Source organism: Novosphingobium sp. MBES04 (genome assembly GCF_000813185.1).
Lineage (GTDB): Bacteria > Pseudomonadota > Alphaproteobacteria > Sphingomonadales > Sphingomonadaceae > Novosphingobium > Novosphingobium decolorationis.
The window spans coordinates 940,638-941,295 of record NZ_DF850489.1 but is presented as its reverse complement, the minus strand read 5'-3'; the positions used below and the strand labels follow the sequence as shown (position 1 = coordinate 941,295).

Here is a 658-nt window from a genome sequence, read left to right as displayed (position 1 = left end):
GAACGCGCTGATCGCCTCGTGCCGCGTTGCCGCCAACCGCGTGGTCGAGATGGCCGAGCGCTTTGGCGATGACATCTTCGTCTCGGCGACCAACCTGCTCCTGGATCGCAACTACCGCGCCATGCAGCAGCTCATCGAGAGCTCGATCGGCGAGACGCCCGTCTCGTTCGAGGACTACATCTGCGACGATGGCATGGGCTTTGGCCCCTACAAGATCAAGTGCACGATGTGGAAGGAGAACGGCCGCGTCGTTCTCGACTTCGACGGCACCGATCCGCAGTCGCAGGCCTCGATCAACATGCTGCTCAATGAGAACATGATGCGCATGTTCTTCGGCATCTACATGATCATGGTCTTCGACCCGCAGATCCTGTTCAACGACGGCTACTACCCGCTGATCGACATCCGGATCCCGGAAGGCTCGCTGCTCAAGCCCAAGTTCCCGGCCGCGCTCTCGGGCCGTACCCACGTGCTCGGACGCCTGTTCGACATCATGGGCGGCCTGCTGGGGCAGAAGACGCCGGAGTTCCTCAACGCCGCGGGCTTCTCCTCCTCGCCGCACCTGTTCTATGCAGGCCACGACAAGGCGGGCAAGTGGTTCCAGCTCTTCCAGATCGGCTTTGGCGGCATCCCGGGCCGGCCCATGGGCGACGGCCCC

1 protein-coding gene is annotated in these 658 nt (G+C 63.2%); it reads left to right on the top strand.

Features of this window, described 5'->3' with window-relative positions; translation table 11 throughout:
• Window positions 1–658: hydantoinase B/oxoprolinase family protein (locus MBENS4_RS18050; RefSeq protein ID WP_039393401.1), on the top strand; the 658-nt coding region annotated here is incomplete at both ends.